At 27.2% G+C, this 19837-nt stretch carries 14 protein-coding genes, 1 pseudogene and 1 other annotated feature; of the genes and pseudogenes, 14 read left to right on the top strand and 1 reads right to left on the bottom strand.

Annotation, left to right across the window (positions count from 1 at the left end):
• The first annotated feature begins 213 nt into the window (after positions 1 to 213).
• The 10 genes and pseudogenes from J7M87_RS01905 (at position 214) to pyrE (ending at position 13129) form a co-directional block, all read left to right on the top strand.
• Positions 214 to 1059 (top strand): TerC/Alx family metal homeostasis membrane protein, encoded by an 846-nt coding sequence (locus J7M87_RS01905; RefSeq protein ID WP_291648124.1) that lies wholly within the window; start codon positions 214 to 216, stop codon positions 1057 to 1059.
• Positions 1060 to 1141: 82 nt separating this feature from the next.
• Positions 1142 to 1398, top strand: a binding site (T-box leader).
• Positions 1399 to 1441: 43 nt separating this feature from the next.
• Positions 1442 to 1924, top strand: a complete 483-nt coding sequence (locus J7M87_RS01900) for an Lrp/AsnC family transcriptional regulator (protein WP_291648123.1) — start codon at positions 1442 to 1444, stop codon at positions 1922 to 1924.
• Positions 1921 to 3087: an aminotransferase class I/II-fold pyridoxal phosphate-dependent enzyme gene (locus tag J7M87_RS01895; RefSeq protein WP_291648121.1), complete on the top strand. Its 1167-nt coding sequence runs from the start codon at positions 1921 to 1923 to the stop codon at positions 3085 to 3087. The genes J7M87_RS01900 and J7M87_RS01895 overlap by 4 nt, the downstream gene beginning before the upstream one ends.
• Positions 3088 to 3294: 207 nt before the next feature.
• Entirely contained in the window at positions 3295 to 4626 is a 1332-nt protein-coding gene (gene glnA / locus J7M87_RS01890) for a type I glutamate--ammonia ligase (protein ID WP_291648119.1), read from the top strand.
• Between the two features lie 25 nt (positions 4627 to 4651).
• Positions 4652 to 5203: an ANTAR domain-containing protein gene (locus J7M87_RS01885; protein ID WP_291648117.1), complete on the top strand. Its 552-nt coding sequence runs from the start codon at positions 4652 to 4654 to the stop codon at positions 5201 to 5203.
• Positions 5204 to 5318: 115 nt separating this feature from the next.
• Positions 5319 to 9860 (top strand): glutamate synthase large subunit, encoded by a 4542-nt coding sequence (gene gltB / locus J7M87_RS01880; protein WP_291648115.1) that lies wholly within the window; start codon positions 5319 to 5321, stop codon positions 9858 to 9860.
• Entirely contained in the window at positions 9860 to 11335 is a 1476-nt protein-coding gene (locus J7M87_RS01875; protein WP_291648113.1) for a glutamate synthase subunit beta, read from the top strand. Before gltB ends, J7M87_RS01875 begins: the two co-directional genes overlap by 1 nt.
• A gap of 81 nt (positions 11336 to 11416) precedes the next feature.
• Positions 11417 to 11650 (top strand): annotated as a pseudogene (locus tag J7M87_RS01870) (aspartate--ammonia ligase); the annotation flags it as partial.
• A 75-nt stretch (positions 11651 to 11725) separates the two neighbouring features.
• Positions 11726 to 12160 (top strand): hypothetical protein, encoded by a 435-nt coding sequence (locus J7M87_RS01865; protein WP_291648111.1) that lies wholly within the window; start codon positions 11726 to 11728, stop codon positions 12158 to 12160.
• Between the two features lie 285 nt (positions 12161 to 12445).
• On the top strand, positions 12446 to 13129 hold the full coding sequence (gene pyrE, locus J7M87_RS01860; RefSeq protein WP_291648109.1) for an orotate phosphoribosyltransferase: 684 nt from the start codon (positions 12446 to 12448) through the stop codon (positions 13127 to 13129).
• Between the two features lie 83 nt (positions 13130 to 13212).
• Here pyrE and J7M87_RS01855 read toward each other — a convergent pair whose 3' ends face one another.
• Positions 13213 to 14193, bottom strand: a complete 981-nt coding sequence (locus J7M87_RS01855; protein WP_291648107.1) for an alpha/beta hydrolase — start codon at positions 14191 to 14193, stop codon at positions 13213 to 13215.
• A 165-nt stretch (positions 14194 to 14358) separates the two neighbouring features.
• Between J7M87_RS01855 and J7M87_RS01850 the strand changes: the two genes are divergently transcribed.
• From J7M87_RS01850 to J7M87_RS01835, 4 genes are all read left to right on the top strand, one after another.
• Positions 14359 to 16425 carry a hypothetical protein gene (locus J7M87_RS01850; RefSeq protein ID WP_291648105.1) on the top strand — a complete coding sequence of 689 codons (2067 nt, stop codon included), beginning with the start codon at positions 14359 to 14361 and terminating at the stop codon, positions 16423 to 16425.
• A gap of 283 nt (positions 16426 to 16708) precedes the next feature.
• Positions 16709 to 17209 carry a QueT transporter family protein gene (locus tag J7M87_RS01845; protein ID WP_291648103.1) on the top strand — a complete coding sequence of 167 codons (501 nt, stop codon included), beginning with the start codon at positions 16709 to 16711 and terminating at the stop codon, positions 17207 to 17209.
• 94 nt (positions 17210 to 17303) lie between these two features.
• A complete protein-coding gene (locus J7M87_RS01840; RefSeq protein ID WP_291648101.1) occupies positions 17304 to 19211 on the top strand; it encodes an ABC-F family ATP-binding cassette domain-containing protein in 1908 nt (635 codons plus the stop codon).
• Positions 19212 to 19307: 96 nt separating this feature from the next.
• Positions 19308 to 19778, top strand: a complete 471-nt coding sequence (locus tag J7M87_RS01835) for a DUF4358 domain-containing protein (RefSeq protein ID WP_291648099.1) — start codon at positions 19308 to 19310, stop codon at positions 19776 to 19778.
• Positions 19779 to 19837 lie beyond the last annotated feature (59 nt).

The raw sequence follows: 19837 nt of genomic DNA, 5'->3' as shown, positions 1-19837 counted from the left end.
TTTCATTATTTGAGAACCTTATTTTACTCATATTAAATCACCTCATAACTTTATTGTACAAAAAAAGAACCTATATAGATAGACTCTCTTTTATAAGTGTCCATCTTATAGGTTCCATTTTATTTATATATAACTTCTTTTTATTTTATTGAAATAAATTTAAATTTATTTTCATATAATTCCAAGAGTAACGATTTAGAAAGTGGAGATTCTATGAGGGTAAAAAAATCTTTTTTCAATTTAATATTTTGGATAGGGCTGGCTATCTTATTTAATATATACATATATTTTTCAATGGGAATTAAACCAGCTATAGAGTTTTTAGGGGGCTATATAATAGAAATGTCTCTTAGTTTAGATAATTTATTTCTATTTTTAATGGTATTTTCAAGCTTTAATATATCATTAGAATATCAAGAAAGAGTATTAAAGTATGGGATAACGGGTGCTGTTATATTAAGATTAATTTTCATATTACTTGGTATAGAAATTATAAATAAATTTCATTTTATAGTATATATATTTGGGATAATTCTAATGTTTAGCGGTCTTAAAATGATGTTTCATGATGATAATAATATAGACTTTAATAAAAATCCTGTAATAATGATATTTAGAAAAATAATGCCTGTACATGATAAATTAGTAGGTCATAATTTTTTTGCAAGAATAAACAATAAGCTTTATGCAACTCCTTTATTTATAATTTTAATAATAATAGAAAGTTCAGATGTACTATTTGCATTAGATTCGATACCAGCTATTTTTTCAATAACTCAAGATCCTCTTATTGTGTATACATCTAATGTTTTTGCTATAATATGTTTAAGAAGTATGTATTACATACTAAATAGATTAAATAATATGTTTAAATTTATGAGATATGGGGTAGCACTTATATTAATGTTTACAGGGATAAAATTGCTAGTATTATACTTTAATATAGAGATATCAGTGTCTATATCAATTTTAATAATATTGATGATATTATTATGTAGTGTCCTATTATCGCTTATATTTTCTAATGACAATGAAAATAAAAACTTAAGAATTAGGTGATTAATAAAAATACTTGCATTTTTATATTAAAGTCTATTGAAATTTTTTACTTTTATTATTATAATAATAAAAAGCGTATATAATAAAGATAATGATAAGGAAGAGTAATTTAACTAAGCATTAAAGAGAGCTAAAGAATGGTGAAAGTTTAGTATGATATGTTAAGTGAAGCAGCCTTTGAATCTCGTATTGAAAAATAAGAATGTAAATTCTTAATTAGGTATTGACGTTATTCTCACGTTATAGAGAATTGAATATTTTATGTATTCAAGCTGAGTGAGTAAATTAAATTTTACTTATTAGGGTGGTACCGCGGAAGCTATATCCTTCGTCCCTTGTTTTAGGGATGAAGGATTTATTTTTTTATATGGAGGTAGTTAAAATGGATGAAATTTTAGAGGTCTTAGAAAAAAATAGTAGGTACAGTGATGAAGAAATTGCTTTAATGACTGGAAAAACTGTTGAAGAAGTTAGAGATGCTATAATGGATTATGAAGAAAAAAACATAATTGCAGGATACACAACTCTTATTAATTGGGAGAATACAGGTAAGGAAACAGTAACAGCTTTGATAGAAGTAAAAATAACGCCACAAAGAGGTGCTGGATTTGATAAAGTTGCAGAAAGGATATATAAGTTTAAACAAGTTAAAGCTTGTTACTTAATGTCTTCAGGTGGCTTTGATTTAACTGTAATTGTAGAAGGTAAAACAATGAAGGAAGTCGCTTTATTTGTTTCGGAAAAACTTGCAGTTCAAGAATATGTAACAGGTACTGCAACGCACTTTGTATTAAAGAAATATAAAGATCACGGAACAATATTTAAAGAAAGAAAAACAGAAGATAGGGAGGCTATTTTTATATGATTTTAGAGAATATGATATTAGATAATGTTAGGAATATGCCACCATCAGGTATAAGAAAATATTTTGATTTAATTAATGAAATGGATGATGTTATATCATTAGGGGTTGGGGAGCCTGACTTTGTTACTCCTTGGAATGTTATAGAGGCAGGTATTTATTCATTAGAAAAAGGACAAACTCATTACTCATCTAATGCTGGATTTGTTGAATTAAGAGAAGAAATATCAAAATATTTGAATAGAAGATTTAATTTAAGCTATAACCCAACTGATGAAATATTAGTAACTGTTGGTGGAAGTGAAGGAATAGATTTAGCATTAAGGGCTCTTGTAGGGCCAGGAGATGAAGTTATAATTCCAGAACCTAGCTTTGTTGCTTATAAAGGATGTGCAACATTTTGTGGAGCTACTCCTAAAATAATAAACTTAAGAGCAGAAGATGAATTTAAGCTTACTGCTAAGCTTTTAGAAGAAGCCATAACTCCTAAAACAAAAGTTGTAATAATTCCATTTCCAAACAATCCAACTGGAGCTATTATGACAAAAGAAGAGTTAAAAGAAATCGTTGATGTCTTAAAAGACAAAGATATAATAATTCTATCTGATGAAATTTATGCTGAATTATCTTATGATAAAGATCATTATTCAATTGCTAGTTTTAGTGAAGTAAGAGATAAAACATTAGTTATAAATGGATTTTCAAAAGCATATGCAATGACAGGCTGGAGATTAGGATATGTTTGTGGACATAAAGTATTAATTGAAGCTTTAAAAAAGATACATCAATATGCAATAATGTGTTCTCCAACAACTGCACAATATGCAGCAATTGAGGCTTTAAAAAATGGTGATGATAGTGTAAGAGAAATGGCTAGAGAGTATAATAGGAGAAGAAGAATTCTTGTGGAAGGATTTAGAGAAATGGGATTAGAATGTTTTGAGCCAATGGGGGCTTTATATGTCTTTCCTTGTATTAAGTCCACTGGAATGAGCTCAGATGAATTTTGTGAAAAGTTATTGATGGAAGAAAAGGTTCTTGCTGTACCAGGTAATGCCTTTGGAGAATGTGGGGAAGGTTTTATAAGAGCATGTTACGCCTCTTCAACTGAGGATTTAATAGAGGCTGTGAAAAGAATAAAAAGATTTATTGCAAAAATTTCTTAATATATTTTACCATAACGTTAAAGAAGTTATATATATATTGAGGTATTATTATAAAAAATGAAAAAATTCAGATAATTTTTCAATAAATAGTTGCAAAAATAAAAAAATAATAATATAATGGTAAAAAATAACTTTGAACAATGGCGTTCAATAGAAGTCTTTCTATTGTGCGCTTTTTTTTATAAATATTTTAAGGGGGAATACTTTATGGCAAAATATTCAAAAGAGGATATTAAAAAATTAGTAGAAGAAAATGGGGTTAAATTTATAAGATTGCAATTTACTGATATATTTGGATCATTAAAAAATGTTGCAATTACAGATAGGCAATTAGAGAAAGCTTTAAATAATGAAATTATGTTTGATGGATCTTCTATATTAGGATTTGTTAGAATAGAAGAATCAGATATGTATTTAAGACCAAACCTAGATAGTTTTGTAATTTTTCCGTGGAGACCACAACAAGGTAAGGTTGCAAGATTAATATGTGATGTATATAGGCCTGATGGAACACCGTTTGAAGGAGATCCAAGAAATATCTTAAAGAAAGTTTTAAAGGATGCAGCAGATTTAGGCTATTCAATGAATGTTGGACCTGAATGTGAATTTTTCTTACTAGACACTGATGAATATGGCAATCCTAAACTGAAAACTCAAGATGATGCTGGATACTTTGATTTAAGTCCATTAGATGCTGGTGAAAATGTCAGAAGAGATATTAGTTTAGTTTTAGAAGACATGGGATTTGAAATAGAAGCATCGCATCATGAAGTAGCAGCTGGTCAAAATGAAATAGATTTTAAATATGAAGATGCTTTAACTACTGCCGACAATATTATGACATTTAAATTGGTAGTAAAGACAATTGCTCAAAGACATGGTGTGCATGCTACATTTATGCCGAAACCTTTCTTTGGAATAAATGGGTCAGGAATGCACGTTAATATGTCATTAAATAAAGATGGGAAAAATGCGTTTGTTGATGAAAATGATGAATTAGGATTAAGTAAAACATCATATAGTTTTATAGCAGGATTAATAAAGAACATTAAAGGAATATCTGCAATAACTAATCCATTAGTAAATTCATATAAAAGATTAGTTCCAGGATATGAAGCACCAGTATATATAGCATGGTCAGCTAAAAACAGAAGTCCTTTAATAAGGGTTCCTGCTACAAGGGGAAATGGTACTAGAATTGAACTTAGATGTCCAGATCCAAGTGCAAATCCTTATTTGGTATTAGCATGTCTTTTAGCTGCTGGCCTTGATGGTATAAAGAATAACTTAGTTCCACCTGAAAGAGTAGAAAAAAATATATTCAAAATGACTTTAGAAGAAAGAGATGTAGATGGAATTGATAGCTTACCTGGTAGTTTAGAAGAAGCAATTAAATATATGGAAGAAAGTGAATTAGTAAGAGAAACTTTAGGTGATCATACATTTAATAATTATATAAAGGCTAAAAAGAATGAATGGGATGATTATAGAAGTAAAGTTCATGAATGGGAGATAGATAACTATTTAAAACAATATTAAATTTACTTGTAAGGGAGCAATCTAAATGATAATAGATGTAATAGTTGCAGTAAATAATGAAGAAATAGGACAAAAGATAAAAACTATTTTAATTGGAAGTTGTTATAATGTTTTAGCATTATGCAACTATGGAAATGAGCTTATACGTGCTATAAGGCAACTTTCACCATCTATAGTTATTAGTGGTTATAAATTTAAAGATATGACATTAATAGATATATATAATAATGTCGCTGAAGAATGTAGTTTTCTTGCAATAGTAAATGAACCATATAAATCTTTTGTTCAGGAAGAAACTGATATATTTTGTATATCTAGCCCTATAAACAATTCAATATTATTAGCTTCATTAGATATAATTTATCAAAGCGAACGAAAAGTTAAAAAGCTAAAAGAAAAAGTGAATGTGTTAGAAACAAAAATAAATGAGCGGAAAGTTATAGAAAAAGCAAAAGGTATACTTATGCAACAAAAAGGTATGAGTGAAAATGAAGCTTTTAGATATATTCAAAAAAATAGCATGGACCTCGGATTAAAAATGATAGACTTTTCAAGTAAAATTTTATTAGGAAAATGAATGAGATTTAGCATGCTATTAAACAAGTTTTATGTGCTACTTTATTACAATAGGAGCTGTAATAAGTCAGCTCCATAAAACTATATTTAATTAGAGAATATGAAAGGAGGATAAAATGCATAATGATATAGGCTTATATAGAAGCTCTTTTGAGCATGATGCATGTGGAATAGGTGCAGTTGTAAATATTGATGGTAAAAGGACTCATAAAGCAATAGAAGATGCTTTAAATATTTTAATTAACTTAGGACATAGAGGTGGAACAGGAGCTGATGGTAAAACTGGAGATGGCTCAGGTATATTATTTCAAATTCCACATAGATTTTTTAAAGATGAAGTCCAGAGACTTGGAGTTATACTACCAAATGAAGAGGAATATGCAATTGGAATGTTCCTTTTACCAGTAGATAAATTTGATAAAGAAAATTGTATAAATATATTTGAAAAACTTTGTAATGAAGAAAATCTTAAAATATTAACTTGGAGAGAAGTTCCAGTTAATCCAGCTGAACTTGGTGATTTTGCAGTTTTATCAATGCCATGTTTTAAACAAGTCATAATAGAAAGGCCTTCTTATATAAAAGATGTTAAAGAATTTGAAAGAAGATTATATATATTAAGAAGAAGATTTGAAAAAGAATTAGTAACTGAAAATGCTTATATTTCATCTCTTTCATGTAAAACAATTGTTTATAAAGGATTACTTTTAGCGGGACAACTTAAAAACTTTTATAAAGATTTATCTAATGCAAAAGTTGAATCTTCTATTGTAATGGTACACTCAAGATATAGTACTAATACTGTTCCTAGTTGGAAAAGAGCTCATCCAAATAGATATATAATTCATAATGGAGAAATTAATACCCTTAGAGGGAATATAAATAGCTTATTTGCTAGAGAAGGTAACTTAAAATCAAATGTACTTAAAGAAGATTTAAGTAAAGTATTACCTATAATAAATTCAGAAGGTTCAGATTCAGCTATATTGGATAATACTTTAGAATTTTTAATAATGAATGGTAGAAGTATTGAAGAGTCTATAATGATGTTAATTCCTGAGCCATGGGATAAAAATCAATCTATTTGTAAAGAAGAAAGAGCATTTTTTGAATATAATGCTACTTTAATGGAACCATGGGATGGACCTGCAGCAATAGTTTTTACTGATGGAGATGTCATGGGAGCGACTTTAGATAGAAATGGATTAAGACCAGCAAGATATTATATAACTAAAGATAATAGTTTAGTACTGTCTTCAGAAGTTGGAGCACTTGATATAAAAAATGAAGAAATAATTTCTAAAAGCAGGCTAACGCCTGGCAAAATACTTTTAGTTGATACTAAAAATAAAAAGCTTTTAAATGATTCAGAGCTTAAGGAAAAGTATTATTCAAGGTTACCTTATTTAACTTGGGTAGAAAAAAATATAATTACTCTTGATAAAATTAAAGTTAACAAAGACAATTCTACTGATATTTCAATGGCTGATAGACAAATTTTAATGAAAGCTTTTGACTATAGCTATGATGATCTAAAAAATACTATATTACCTATGAGTGAAAATGGACAAGAACCATTAAGCTCAATGGGAGTAGATACACCACTTGCAGTTTTATCAAACTCATCACAATTATTATTTAATTATTTTAAACAGTTATTTGCTCAAGTAACAAACCCTCCAATAGATGCTATAAGAGAAGAAGTTATTACTTCTACTACAGTTTATATAGGATCACAAGGAAATATACTAGAAGATTCAGAAGATAACTGTAAACAAATCAAATTATCATCTCCAATTTTATCAAATGAAGACTTGTTAAAAATAAAGAATATAAAAAGCAAAGATTTTAAAACTAAGATAATCAGTATTTTATATGCTAAAGAAAATGGAGTGTACGATTTAGAAAAAGCTTTATATAATTTATCCTTAGAAGTAAAAAAAGCTTATTATGAAAATTATAATATTATAATTTTAAGTGATAAAGGATTAAATGATAAGTTAATACCAATACCTTCATTACTTGCTCTTTCATCAGTTCATAATTATCTTATTAGAAGAGGTTTAAGAAGTAAAATAGACATTATAATTGAAAGTGCTGAACCTAGAGAAATACATCATTTTGCTACACTTATATCTTTTGGAGTTTCTGCGATAAACCCTTATTTAGCTTATGAATCTATAAGGCAATTAGAAGATGATAACTTATTAAAAGAAGATTATGAGATATCAGTAAAAAAATATAATAAAGCCATATTAAAAGGATTAGTTAAGATAATATCTAAAATGGGCATCTCTACTATTCAGTCATATAGAGGATCACAAATCTTTGAGGCAGTGGGAATAAATAATGAAGTTGTAAATAAGTACTTTACTAATACAGTTAGTAGAATTGAAGGGATATCATTAAAAGAAATACAAGAAGAGGTCTTAATTAGACATAGAAATGCATTTAAAAAAAGTAATAAGAATTTCGACTTTACTTTGGATTCAAAAGGAAGAGATAAATTACGTTCTGGAAAAGAACAGCACTTGTATAATCCACTTACTATTCATAAATTGCAACAAGCTACAAGAACAGGTAGCTATGAGATATTTAAAGAATATTCAAGTCTTGTAAATAATAATGAAAGCTTTTTTACATTAAGAAATTTAATGGATTTTAAATTTTTAAGTAATCCTATACCAATAGACGAAGTAGAGACTGTAGAATCAATTGTTAAAAGATTTAAAACTGGAGCTATGTCATATGGATCTATTTCAAAGGAAGCTCATGAAGCTTTAGCAATAGCAATGAATAAGATAGGTGGAAAGTCTAATACTGGTGAAGGCGGAGAAGATAGTGATAGATTTACACAAGATGCAAATGGTGATTCAAGAAAATCCTCAATAAAACAAATTGCATCAGGTAGATTTGGAGTTACTTCAGAGTATTTAGTTAATGCAAGCGAATTACAAATTAAGATGGCTCAAGGAGCAAAACCAGGTGAAGGAGGACAACTACCAGGTAATAAAGTATATCCGTGGATAGCTAAAACTCGAGGGGCCACTACAGGTGTTGGTCTTATATCACCTCCTCCTCATCATGATATTTATTCAATTGAAGATTTAGCTCAACTTATATATGATTTAAAACAAGCTAATGAAAGAGCTGATATATCAGTAAAGCTTGTTGCAGAGGCTGGTGTTGGTACTGTAGCAACTGGAGTTGCAAAAGCTGGTGCAAATGTAATATTAATTTCTGGCCATGATGGAGGAACTGGTGCTTCACCTAAGACATCAATTCAAAATGCAGGACTACCTTGGGAATTAGGGCTTGCAGAAACTCATCAAACATTAATTTTAAATGGATTAAGAGATAGAGTTAGATTAGAGACTGATGGCAAGATTATGACAGGAAGAGATGTAGCTATAGCAGCCTTATTAGGTGCAGAAGAATTTGGCTTTGCTACTGCTCCTTTAATTTCTTTAGGATGTGTTATGATGAGAGTTTGTAATTTGGATAGCTGCCCTGTTGGTATTGCTACTCAAAATAAAGAGCTTAGAAATAGATTTAAGGGTAAACCTGAATATGTAATTAATTTTATGTATTTTATTGCAGAAGAATTAAGAGAATATATGGCAAAATTAGGTTTTAGAACTGTTGAAGAAATGATAGGTAGGTTTGATAGATTAAAACAAAAAGAAAATGTTAAAGGCTATAAAAGAAGTAGAGTGAATCTATCATCTATATTGGTTCAAGATAAGAGGTTTATAAATTCAAAAATTAAATTTAATAAAAATAATAAAGTAGAACTTGCTAAAACTTTGGATAGAAACTTATTAATTCCTATGGTAGATAAATATTTTAACGGAGAAAATACTCTAAATCTTGATATAGATATAATGAATACTGATAGAACACTTGGAACATTACTTGGATCAGAAATTACAAGGAAATATGGATACAATACTTTAAGAGATGATTCCATAATTTTAAATTGTACTGGATCAGGTGGACAAAGCATAGGTGGATTTTTACCTAAAGGAATAACAATTAAAGTTAGTGGAGATTGTAATGATTATTTAGGTAAAGGATTATCTGGAGGAAAGATTATTGTGAGTAATCCTAAGGAATGTTATATAAATCCTGAAGAAAATGTAATTATAGGAAATGTTGCTTTATATGGTGCTACTGCAGGAAAAGCATTTATAAATGGAGTTGCTGGAGAAAGATTTTGTGTTAGAAATTCTGGGGCTATAGCAGTTGTAGAAGGTGTTGGATCTCATGGATGCGAATATATGACTGGTGGAACAGTTGTTCTACTTGGTGAGTGTGGAATTAACTTTGCAGCTGGAATGAGTGGAGGGATTGCTTATATCTATAATAAAAATAATAACTTAAATAGTAATTTGAATAGAGAAATGGTTGATATAGAAGATCTAGATGATTTAGATATAAATAAAGTTAAGACTTTAATAGAAGAACATGTTGGAGCTACAGATTCTAAACTAGGTAAACAAATATTATCTAATTGGAGCTTTGAAAGTAAAAACTTCTTAAAAATAGTTCCAAATGATTATAAAAAGATTATTACTTTAATAGATGAAAAGAAAGCAGAAGGATTAAATCATGAAGATGCTTTATTAGCAGCTTTTTATGAAAGGAGTGCAATATAATGGGAAAGCCAACTGGATTTTTAGAGTTTGAAAGAAAAGTAGGTATAAATGATTCTATAAATGAAAGAATAACTCATTATAAAGAATTCCATAACTTACTTTCAGAAAGTGAGCAAATAAAACAGGGTGCGAGGTGTATGGATTGTGGAATACCATTTTGTCAATCAGGGCTTCTTATAAATGGAATGGCATCAGGATGCCCTTTAAATAACTTAATACCGGAGTTTAATGATTTAATATATAAAGAAAACTGGGATTTGGCATTACAAAGATTATTAAAAACAAATCCATTTCCAGAGTTTACAGGAAGAGTCTGTCCAGCTCCATGTGAATCTGCTTGTACAGTTTCTATAAATTCTCCTGCTGTAAGTATAAAAGAAAATGAAAGATATATTATTGATAAAGCATTTGAAGACGGAAAAATTAAAGCTAGAGCACCTAAGTATAGAAAAAATAAAAGAGTTGCTGTAATTGGATCGGGTCCATCAGGACTTGCAACTAGTTATCTTTTAAATAGACTAGGCTACTTTGTAGATGTATATGAAAGAGAAGATAGAATTGGTGGATTATTAATGTATGGTATACCTAATATGAAGCTAGATAAGGAAGTTGTAAATAGAAGAGTTGATATCTTGAAAAATGAAGGGATAAATTTTTTAACTAACACAGATATATTTAAAGATATTAAATTAAAAGAGAAAGTATTGAAAGATTACGAGGCTATAGTTTTAGCAACAGGAGCTACAAATCCTAGAGATTTAAATGTACCAGGAAGAAACTTAAAAGGTATAGAATTTGCTGTTAATTATTTAAAAGAAAATACTAGAAGCTTATTAAATAAAAATAGTAATGATAAATTTATTTCTTGTAAAAATAAAAATGTTTTAATAATTGGTGGTGGTGATACAGGAACAGATTGTGTTGCTACTGCTATAAGACAAGGATGTAAATCTGTAATACAATTAGAAATAACAACACCTCTTCCTAAAGAAAGACAAAGTAATAATCCATGGCCAGAGTGGAGTAAAACACTTAAAGTTGATTATGGTCAAGAGGAGTCTATAAATTTATTTGGGAAGGATCCTAGAAGGTATTGCACTAGCGTAAAAGAGTTCATAGGAGACGAAAAAGGTATTGTAAAATCTGCTATTACAATAAAAGTAGAATGGATAAAAAATGAAAATGGAAGAACTACTTCCAAAGAAATACCTAATAGTGAAGAATTAATTGATGTAGATGTTGTATTACTTGCAATGGGCTTTTTAGGAACAGAAGAGTATATAATCAGTAACTTTAATTTAGAATTAGATAATAGTGGGAATATTAAAACAGATTATGGAAATTTTATAACTAATAAAGATAAGATATTTGCTTGTGGGGATGCTAGAAGAGGTCAATCTTTGGTAGTTTGGGCAATAAGAGAAGGTTTAGAAGCAGCAATAGCAGTTGATAGGTATTTAGATTTAAAAGAGTAATTATTATAAATAGGGGGCATTTATATGACAAATTCATTAATTAAAACAGAAATTCAAATAAAAGCTATTAAAGATTTTTTTGAAAAAGCTTTAGAAGAGCAACTAACTAAGAGTAATTGCGAAGATAGAATGAAATTACAATTTCATAAGGGAATTTTACAAAAAGAGTTGTCTTATACAATAGGTGGAGGAATAGGTCAATCTCGTATATGTATGTTCTTCTTAAATAAGCAACATATCGGAGAAGTTCAATGTTCTATTTGGGATGAAGAAAATAAAGATTTTTGCAAAAAAAATGAAATAGACTTATTATAGAAAAAATTTCTTCCTTTAAAATTCTAAATTATTCACATACTAATACTGTGAATATATTTAAAGGAGGTACAAAAGATGATTAAAAAATTTGCTGCATTTTTTATTTTAACAGCTTCTATAATGAATTTCTCAAACTCACTATACGTACAAGCTGATGATGTAAAGAATAAATCAAATGCATATAGAGTATTTAGTAACGCTATAGTTGATTTAGGTAAAGAAAAGTTTGATAGCTTTTGGACTCCAGAAAACGAAGGATATCTTAATGCATCACAAAAGGAAAAATTGAATGAATTAAAAGAAAAAGTAAATAACGGTGATATGTTAACTGCTTCAGAAAGAAATGAATTAAAAAATATGAAGGCAGAAGTAATAAAGGTTAAGTTAGGTGATGCAAAATTTCAAGAGTTGCAAAAACTTATTGAAAAAAGAGAAGGTTCTGCTGAACTTACACTAGAAGAAAGACAGAGACTATATGAATTAAACAAAGAAGCTAAAGGTGTAAAATAATTAATATTCACAAAATAGAAAAGCATTAAATTTAAATTAATGCTTTTCTTACTATTTAGGAGATTATAACAATTTTATTGGTAAATAGCATTTCCATACTTAATCTTTCAAAAATAAAAATATGTAATTTGTGATAAGTCTAAAGCTAGCGATTTATTGAATAATTATAATTATACATTTTTTATAAAAAATATTAGAATTTTATATAAAAAAATGATAAAATTATACAAACGTATAATTTTTAAAATTAAATGTTTAATATCTGTATTGGAAGGAATGTTTAGTATGGAAAAATATAAAGAAGAGTTTATTGAATTTATGGTTGAAAGCGATGTATTAAAATTTGGAGATTTTGTAACTAAAAGTGGAAGAAAGACGCCTTTTTTTATTAACACAGGAAATTATACTACTGGAGAACAGTTAAAAAAATTAGGTGAGTTTTATGCTAAAGCTATACATAAACATTTTGGAGATGATTTTGATGTTTTATTTGGACCAGCATATAAAGGAATACCTCTTACGGTAACTACATCAATTTCTTTAAGTGAATTATATAATATAAATGTTGAATATTGCTCAAATAGAAAAGAAGTAAAAGATCACGGTGAGGGTGGAATATTACTAGGAGGTTCTTTAAATGATGGAAAAAGAGTCGTTATAGTTGAAGATGTTATGACAGCAGGTACATCTATATATGAGACTACCCCTATTTTAAAGGCACAAGGAAAAGTTGATATAAAGGGACTTATTATATCTGTAGATAGAATGGAAAAGGGAAAATCAGATAAATCTGCTCAAGAAGAAATCAAAGAAGTTTTTGGGATAACTACATATCCTATAGTTACAATGAAAGAAGTTGTAAGTTATTTATATAATAGAGAATTGAATGGTAATATATATATAGACGATAAGATGAAGAATGCAATAGAAGACTATTATAATAAATATGGAGTTACTTATAATAGTTAATAAAAAATTAAAATATTTATAAATTGTATAAGTTTTTTAATAAATAATATAAGTAAGAAAGGCTAGCATAATATGCTAGCCTTTTATAATGAAGTATTTTTTACGAGGAATTTAAAAACTTCGAAAATTAAAGCTACTATTTCTTTATTATCAAATCCATAAAAATCATGTCCACCAGAGTTTAGACCAAGTAAATTTGTATTAACATCTTCTTCTTTAAGTTTATTATATAAATCAACGGAATTTTTATATGGAACTAATTCATCGTTTTTACTATGTATTATTAGGGTACTAGGAGAAGATCCATTCACATAATTAATTGGGCTATATATATCACCTAAAAATGATTTTCCTTTTAACTTTTCTATTTCATCTTTAAATTCGTCATCAACTACAGAAAAATCTAATGTAGATAATTCAGTAGGACCAAATATATCAATTACATAGTTAACTTTTGATGGATAATTAGCTAAATTTTTATCTCCAATGAATTCATCTTCACTTGAATAAGCAGATAATAAAGATAAATGAGCCCCAGATGATATTCCAAGAAGTCCAATGTCATTTGTATCAAAATTATATTCATCTTTATTTTTATATACCCATCTTATGGCATCTTTAACATCACTTACTGGATTTGAAATAGGAGTATCTTCTTTTAATAACTCATAAGATACACTTATTATATTAAACCCTCTTTTATTGAATGCATTTATTATAGGATCTAATCCAATTGGAATGCCATTATCACCGTATATCCAACTGCCACCATGAACATATATTACAACTGGTGAAGGTTTGTCAGTTATATTTGATTTATAAATATCTAAAAATACATCTTCAGACAAGCTTTCTTTATATTTTAATCTACTTACATCCATAGATGTAGAGCAATAATAATCTGTTAATTCACTTAATGTTGCTACACTTTTATTTGAATCTTTTAAATCTTTAACAATATCAAATGTTATTAAAATTGCACCTTTGAAGTAAAAAGCAATAATAAGAGATGTTATAATAAATGATACTACAAATAATACTATGAATTTAGATATTTTCTTCAAAAGATCAACTCCTTATTTTTAAGCTATTAGTATTATAGACAATAAATGAAAATAATAATTTAAATTTGATTATAAATTATTATTTTTATGAATATATTGTATTAGTACTATTAACTTAAATTTAAACAGGAGGGAGTTGCTTAATATTAGCAGCGGATTTAATAAATGGTAAGTAATTTAGTTAAAGAAGGAGATGTTTTAAATACATTAAGTTTTGATTATAAAATTGATAGTATTATAGACAGTTTGAAGGATAATAAAGATTTAATAATTAATAATTGTAGCGAAGAATATTTAATAAATATATTTCAAGGTGTTTTATACAAGCTCTTATTTAATGAAGAACACGTGTTAGTATTATGTGATGATTATATTAACAAGATTATAGATACATCGGTTATAAAGAGCTTAGATAAAGGAGCTATTTACTTAAAGGATTCAATAGACTTTGAAAGTAATTTAAAAGAACAATTATTAAGTTTACCAGAATGCACTGGGAAAACTATTATAAGCAAAATTCAAGTATTATCTAGAAGTATTGATAAAAAGACTAAACAATTAATAGATTTAATTAGGTTCTTTACATTAAAAAATAATAAGTCATTATCTTTAATAGAAAAATATAAGATAACTCAAAAGAAATTAAATAAGTATGATTCTTTATACGAATATTATAGTATATATAGAATAAAAAAGCCTTTTGAAAAATACAGTTACTTTGATATTACTAATTGTGTTAATAAAATTATTAATTCTGATATAATAAAAAAATATATAAAATATAGAAGATTTATTGATAATAATAAATTAAAAATCCTTAAAGAACCTATTAATTATGAGATGTTAAACTTAGCAATTTATAAAATTGATGAATTAAAAAAAGATACGAATTTTAAAGTTCCATTAAAATATTCTCAATATACAGAGGATTTTATTGAAACTTTTTCTATAAATCAAAAAATGCTAAATAAAGATTTGAAGAGCTTAGTTAATTTAGTTAACTTAAAATATAATTATAATTTATTAACTCATCAAAAGAAAAATAGATTGTTAGGTATATTTACAAAAAGAAAAGATAGTGTAAAATATGAAAATAATTTAAATAAATACTCTAATATAGAAGATGATATTACAAAAGAGTATGAAGATAACTTAAGAAATATAAATTCCTATATTGATAAATTAAGCTTTTTAAAAAATGTATTAAATGAGGGAGAATACAACAATTTTTTGATGCATCTTATTAGAGGAAAAGATATGAAAGATGATATATTAAAATATAGAAAGATATTTAATATTTCTTATGATATGAGGGATATTTTAAATTTAATAGAGCATCTAAGTCAAATTGATATTGAATTATTAAACTATTCCTATAATAATATCGAAGATAAAAAGCATATGGAGGATATTATTATAAATGTTCCTAAGTTAAAACTACATTTAGAAATTGAAGAAGAGGAAATTAGGGCTTCTGATACTTTGGATAAATATAAGGACTTTAGTAAACTATTGAATGAGTTAAATGAAGATATAATGATAAGAAATAGTTTAATACCTGAATCTATAGATTATATATGGAATAATAAATTAAGAGAAAAACTTCAAATAGGAAAAAATAATATTGAAAAGTTTGATTTTTCGAATAAAGAAATTATTGGAGCTTTATTTCCATGTATAATTTCTAAGTTAGATAATTTGCAATTAAAGAATATAAATGATAATAATATAAAATTTGATAAAGTCTTCTATATAGGGGAAAAGAATAATCTGGATAATAAAATGCTAGAAACTCTAAAAGACTTAGGTAAGAGTATTATAGTATTGTGTAAGGATAAAGTAGATAGTCCTATGAATCTTAAAAATTATGAGAATATAGATATATTGAATATAGATAAATCAATAACTACTAATAATTTAAGTGAAAATATAATTATAAATGAAATACAGAAATATTTAGAAGGCTTAGGGTATATAAGTGAAAAGAATGTATATATAGATAAATTTAATATTAAATTATTAATAAAAGATAATAATCTAAATACAATTGTAGCACTAGAAATAGACTCTGAAACTATAAAAATTAATTCATCATATAAATTAAAAGATATTTATTTAAATAAAGTACTAATAGAGAAAAACATTAAATTATATAGAATATGGAGTCGAGATTGGTGGATAAATAAATCAAAAGAGTTATGCAAATTAGAAGAATTTTTACAAACAAAATAAAATATTGACTTTATAAAGCTTATACAATATAATATTATAGAAAATTAAATAAGACAGTTCGGAAGCCTCCTGTCTATAAACAAAACTACGGTTATTAATTGCAATTTATATTAAGTGTGATTTTATTCGTAGAGGGTTCATTTATGTGAGCTCTCTTTTTTATTTTACATCTATAATATTTGTAGTTTTATTTCGTATGTTTGTATTTTGAGGTGTCTAGTTTAGGCACTTTTTTTATTATTTTCTTTAAGAGTATATAAATAATATTTTGGAGGAGATTGCATTGAAGGAAAATATAACAAAAAAATTAGTTAAGGCTGCTTTAGTTGCAGCAATTTATGCCGCACTTACAATAGTGTTAGCACCAATAAGTTATGGACCAGTACAATTTAGATTATCAGAGATTTTAGTTTTATTGGCATTTATAGATCCTTTTTACATAGGTGGATTAACTTTAGGATGTCTCTTAGCAAATATATTAGGAGGATTAGGTATTATGGATATAGTATTTGGTACATTAGCAACATTTTTAAGTGTATCCTCAATATCCATTACTGCTAAATATATAAAGTCAAAGAAGCTTAGTTTAATAATAGCTTCATTATGGCCAACTATTTTTAATGGTGTAATAATTGGATGGATGCTAAATTACGTTCTTGCTGCTCCACTAGTGTTAACTATGCTACAAGTTGGAGTTGGTGAGTTTGTAGTTGTTACTGTAATAGGAGTTCCGGTATTTAAATTAATAGAAAATAAATATAAGGGCAGAATAGCTCTACAATAAAAGGTAAGCTTAGATACTTTATAGTTGTCTAAGCTTACTTTTTTATTTACAATATAGTTATATACTAATAGATAAATAGGTTAAGGAGATATGTATGAATTTAATTACATTAGAAAATATAAATAAGACTTATAGTGAAAAAATATTATTAAACAACGTAACATTAAACATAAATGACGGAGATAAAATTGGTTTAATAGGTTTAAATGGAGCAGGGAAGTCAACGTTACTTAAGATATTAACTGGAAGAGATGAATTCTTTGATGGTAAAGTAGTAAAAGGCAAGAATATAAGAATAGAATATCTAGCACAAGATACAAAATATGATGATAACTCTACTATATTAGAACAAGTATTTAAAGGGGATACTCCTGAAATGAAGATTTTAATGGAGTATGAAGAATTGTTAGAAAAAGTTAATAGTGACATATCACTTAATGATAAGTTAATAGCACTTCAAAGCAAAATAGATACTATGAATTTATGGGATTTAGAAAGTGATGCTAAGACGATTCTAACTAAGCTTGGAATAAGTGACTTTAATAAAAAAATGGCAGAGTTATCTGGTGGCCAAAGAAAAAGAGTATTTTTAGCTTCTTCATTAATAACTCCTTGTGAATTACTTGTATTAGATGAGCCTACCAATCATCTTGATTCAGAATCAATAGAGTGGCTAGAAGAATATCTAAACTCAAGAAAAGGTGCTTTAATTATGATTACTCATGATAGGTATTTCTTAGATAGGGTAGCAAATAAGATTATAGAGCTAGACAGGGGTGATCTTTATTTATATGATGGAAATTATAGTGATTTTCTAGAGAAAAAAGCTGAAAGATTACAAGTAGAAGCTGCTAAAGAAGAAAAGAGACAAAAGCTTATCTTAAAAGAGTTGAAATGGGTAAGAAGAGGTGCGAAAGCTAGAACTACTAAGCAAAAAGCTAGGCTTCAAAGGTTTGATGATTTAGTCAATACTGAATATATTACAGTAAATACTGATATAGAAATGCCTTTTGTAGGTAGAAGGTTAGGTAAAAAGATTATAGAAATAAATAATATATCTAAAGCTTTTGATAATAATGTTTTAATTAAAGATTTTAATTATATTTTTTCTAAAAATGATAGAATAGGTGTAATAGGAAAAAATGGTGCAGGAAAAACAACTTTAATAAATATGATAACAGGTTCTATAAGACCAGATGATGGGGATATAGAGATTGGAGATACAGTAAGTATAGGAACCTTCTCGCAAGATAATACACATATGGATTTGAATCAAAGAGCTATAGATTATATAAAAGAAGGTGGAGAAAACATACCAACAGAAGATGGATATAATATAACAGCATCACAATTAGCTGAAAGATTTCTTTTTGATGGTACAATGCAATATACCCCAATTGAAAAGCTATCAGGTGGAGAAAGAAGGAGATTACACTTACTAAGAGTGCTGATGGAATCTCCAAATGTACTTATCCTAGATGAGCCTACAAATGATTTAGATATCGAAACGCTTAAGATACTAGAAGACTTCTTAGATGAGTTCCTAGGAGTAGTAATTATAGTATCTCATGATAGGTATTTCTTAGATAGATTATGTAATAAAATCTTTTCATATGAAGGTGATGGCTTAGTAAAACAATATGTAGGTAATTATAGCGATTATTTAATACATAAGGAATATGAAATAAAACCAGAAAAGTCTCAAAATGAAGTAAAAGAAAAGAAAACTAATCAAAAGGAAAATAAAAATACTTCGTCTAAACCTAAATTTACTTTTAAGGAACAAAAGGAATTTGAAGAAATCTATTCTGTAATAGAGTCTTTAGAGCATGAACTTGCTAAAATAGAAGATAAAATGACAAAAAACGCTTCAAATTATGGAGCTTTAAATGAACTTATGAAAGAAAAAGAATCATTAGAAGAGGAACTATTATTTAAATATGAGCGATTAGAATACTTAGAAGATATTGCTAATAAGATTGAAGAATACAAAAGCAGATAAAATTTTGAAATAATGACTTTCTCATTTTGAATAATTATAGTATAATCTTTGTGTAACGCAACTCACAAATATAATGTGAAAAGGAGATAAATTATTATGAAGAAACTTATTAAAAGTTTTAGTGTTCTATTAGTATCTTTTGCTTTAGTTGGATGTGGTAGTAAAAGTGCTAATGTAGAATTAAAGGAAGGATTAACTGCTAAGGATGTAGTGGCAAAGGTTGAAGAAAAGGCGCCTATGCAAATGCCTCAAGAATATGATGAACAAATGGCTACTGATATAGCTAAATTAAACTTAGATGATGTTGAAGATTATGCTATTACTAAAGCAATGATAATGAACTCTGCTGATGTAGCAGCTGTTGTAAAAGCTAAGGATGGTAAGATTGAATCTGTTAAAACAACTTTACAAAGTATGCTAGATACTGAGAAAAATAATGCATATTTACCAGATCAAAAGGAAAAATTAGAAAAAGCAATACTTACTGAAAAGGGTAATTATGTTATATTATTAGTAAATGCGGATATTAAAGCAGCTGAGGAAGCTGTAAATGAATGTTTTGAATAAGATTTTAATTAAAGCTAGATAGGAAAATATTCTTATCTAGCTTTTTTAGAAAGGATTTA

This window comes from Clostridium sp. (assembly GCF_017888565.1).
Taxonomy (GTDB): domain Bacteria; phylum Bacillota; class Clostridia; order Clostridiales; family Clostridiaceae; genus Clostridium.
This window is presented reverse-complemented; position numbering and strand designations above follow the sequence as displayed.

Coding starts and splice junctions, on each gene's coding strand:
- J7M87_RS01905 (WP_291648124.1), top strand. CDS start 214: ATGAGGGTAAAAAAATCTTTTTTCAATTTAATATTTTGGATAGGGCTG.
- J7M87_RS01850 (WP_291648105.1), top strand. CDS start 14,359: ATGGTAAGTAATTTAGTTAAAGAAGGAGATGTTTTAAATACATTAAGT.
- J7M87_RS01900 (WP_291648123.1), top strand. CDS start 1,442: ATGGATGAAATTTTAGAGGTCTTAGAAAAAAATAGTAGGTACAGTGAT.
- J7M87_RS01885 (WP_291648117.1), top strand. CDS start 4,652: ATGATAATAGATGTAATAGTTGCAGTAAATAATGAAGAAATAGGACAA.
- J7M87_RS01895 (WP_291648121.1), top strand. CDS start 1,921: ATGATTTTAGAGAATATGATATTAGATAATGTTAGGAATATGCCACCA.
- J7M87_RS01875 (WP_291648113.1), top strand. CDS start 9,860: ATGGGAAAGCCAACTGGATTTTTAGAGTTTGAAAGAAAAGTAGGTATA.
- glnA (WP_291648119.1), top strand. CDS start 3,295: ATGGCAAAATATTCAAAAGAGGATATTAAAAAATTAGTAGAAGAAAAT.
- J7M87_RS01865 (WP_291648111.1), top strand. CDS start 11,726: ATGATTAAAAAATTTGCTGCATTTTTTATTTTAACAGCTTCTATAATG.
- gltB (WP_291648115.1), top strand. CDS start 5,319: ATGCATAATGATATAGGCTTATATAGAAGCTCTTTTGAGCATGATGCA.
- J7M87_RS01840 (WP_291648101.1), top strand. CDS start 17,304: ATGAATTTAATTACATTAGAAAATATAAATAAGACTTATAGTGAAAAA.
- pyrE (WP_291648109.1), top strand. CDS start 12,446: ATGGAAAAATATAAAGAAGAGTTTATTGAATTTATGGTTGAAAGCGAT.
- J7M87_RS01835 (WP_291648099.1), top strand. CDS start 19,308: ATGAAGAAACTTATTAAAAGTTTTAGTGTTCTATTAGTATCTTTTGCT.